Origin of the sequence: Pseudomonas amygdali, from assembly GCF_002699855.1 — a bacterium.
GTDB lineage: Bacteria > Pseudomonadota > Gammaproteobacteria > Pseudomonadales > Pseudomonadaceae > Aquipseudomonas > Aquipseudomonas amygdali.
The window spans coordinates 1-1,881 of the sequence record NZ_LKBW01000174.1; the positions used below are offsets into that span (position 1 = coordinate 1).

3 protein-coding genes and 1 pseudogene are annotated in these 1,881 nt (G+C 47.7%); 2 read left to right on the forward strand and 2 right to left on the reverse strand.

Annotated features, from left to right (window positions below; all coding sequences use genetic code 11):
- Nucleotides 1-94, forward strand: a pseudogene (locus AO277_RS13130) (IS5/IS1182 family transposase); the annotation flags it as partial.
- Between the two features lie 198 nt (nucleotides 95-292).
- Here AO277_RS13130 and AO277_RS13140 read toward each other — a convergent pair.
- Nucleotides 293-604 carry a YlcI/YnfO family protein gene (locus tag AO277_RS13140; RefSeq protein ID WP_053480882.1) on the reverse strand — a complete coding sequence of 104 codons (312 nt, stop codon included), beginning with the start codon at nucleotides 602-604 and terminating at the stop codon, nucleotides 293-295.
- Nucleotides 605-652: 48 nt separating this feature from the next.
- On the reverse strand, nucleotides 653-1,306 hold the full coding sequence (locus tag AO277_RS13145) for a division plane positioning ATPase MipZ (protein WP_015060677.1): 654 nt from the start codon (nucleotides 1,304-1,306) through the stop codon (nucleotides 653-655).
- A gap of 402 nt (nucleotides 1,307-1,708) precedes the next feature.
- Here AO277_RS13145 and AO277_RS28765 point away from each other — a divergent pair.
- A partial coding sequence (locus tag AO277_RS28765; protein WP_442757260.1) for a FitA-like ribbon-helix-helix domain-containing protein occupies nucleotides 1,709-1,881 on the forward strand: 173 nt, incomplete at its 3' end.

A 1,881-nucleotide genomic window follows, 5' to 3' on the forward strand; every position in this document is an offset into this window, starting at 1 on the left:
GCGTTACGACAAGCTGGCAAGTAGCTTTAAAGCGATGGTCACACTGGCTTGCATCGAAAGATGCTTGCGGGCTGACTTTTCAGACAAACCCTAGGGCCTCTGCCACGCATGGAGGGGCCATGTGACCAGCAAACTCTCGCAGCAAGTGCAGATATTTAGGGTCTGAAAGCTGGCTTAGGTGTAGGTTACGGACTGTGTTATAATCTCTTTCGGACATAATCTTCCCTCCAAGGAGTTTTTGTTCGCGCCGGGGATGGTTACCGCCATACCCCGGCATCTTTTTGAGCTGACTTTAATTTCTCTGCCTCCCTGACGACATTTTCATAGAATCCAACAACCACTTGTTCTTCTCGTTTTCTTCAAGAAAACTGTACGCCATGACTGCCGCTTTCAGAATTGTCGTTTTGTTCTGACCGGTTCGTCCCGCTTCCTCTTCAAGAGCATCAATCACTGTTTGAGGCAAGCGAAAGGTTGCCGGTATCGGCCTTCCTGAGTCTGGACGGCGATCCCCTGACGCGATGAAACGAGCAGTACTTGCTTGGGGAGCTGAAATTTCAGACCCATCAACGATAGGTATCTGGAAAGACGGTTTTTTAAGCTTCATAAGGAAATCTCCGCATACAGCGTACATACACTGCATTTCAAAAATGTATTACAGTAACCCTATCTCTTGTGCCACTAGCTCAAGCTGCGCTTTGGCTTTTGGCAAGCTGCTAGCACGTTCTACCTCATGCACACCTGCGCCGACATTTACGGCATTCTCGTAAATATCCAGCTCAGACAGTCGAGCTTTCAACGGCTGTATCCACACGCTGTCGCTACGCAGTTCCTCATCTAAAGCGATGGCATCCGGGACCTTGTTTGGCTTGATGCGCGTCATCAAAACGTAGGCTTTCAGAGCCGCATTTCCATGCTTGTACTGCGCTGTGCGTACAGTCTCAGTGAGATTAGTCAGAGTGCCTTTTTCAAACATTGATGACGGTTTAATCAATGTGATTAGGGTGTCGACTACCGTTAACGCACTACGAAATTCAGCGCTGTCATGCCCTGGGCAATCGACAAGCAGGACGTCGCACATAGGCTTAAGCCGTAAAATCTCACTGCTCACATCCCTGTACGCTTCATGAACGGGGATGATGGAAAGACCTGCTGTACTACGGATTTCTGCCCAGGTCATTAAGTCAGGGTTTTGATCAGTTTTAAGAATGATTACGCTTTTTCCCTTGCTGGACATCATTACGGCCATATTGGCCGCTGTAGTGCTTTTGCCTACACCGCCTTTGTCAGACGCAAATAGAATGACCATGGATCTACCTCATGCATTGTATGTACCCTGTATTTCATAGTATGTACGCGAGAACACAAATTTGTCAATACCCAGTATTTCATAAGAAATACAGTGTATGTCACTTAATGATTTACACGGTATGTACGCAGGAAACCGAATTTGTATTTTACTTGTATTTCATTTGTATGCTAAGAATGCTGACACGTTGAAGGCTTTTAGGAGGGGGTCAGGACACAACCTAAACTCTGCCACTGCCGCTCGGTATGGTTCAAAAAGGTGGTTCTTTCCAGTATAGCTCTTTAGGGTTGCGTTTAGGTCAATTGGGCCATGCCTGATATGCTGGGTCTATTTGGGTTTACCAAAATGGACCAATCAAGCATTCTTGATTTATGGTATCAAAAGCATATAATGATACCAATGATGGCAAAAACTGGTAACTACCAAGTGGCNCCCGATGAAGTGCATCGGGCAATCCGCATCCAGGCTGCCCTGCACGGGCGCAGCACCGAGGCCGAAATACGCGACATCTTGGAGCGGGCGGCGAGACCCGAGGGACGTGTGAAACTTGGCTCGTTCTTGGCGTCTATTGCCCG

Bases quoted from the DNA above. Each gene is read 5' to 3' on its own strand.
- AO277_RS13140 (WP_053480882.1), bottom strand. From the start codon at position 604: ATGAAGCTTAAAAAACCGTCTTTCCAGATACCTATCGTTGATGGGTCT.
- AO277_RS13145 (WP_015060677.1), bottom strand. From the start codon at position 1,306: ATGGTCATTCTATTTGCGTCTGACAAAGGCGGTGTAGGCAAAAGCACT.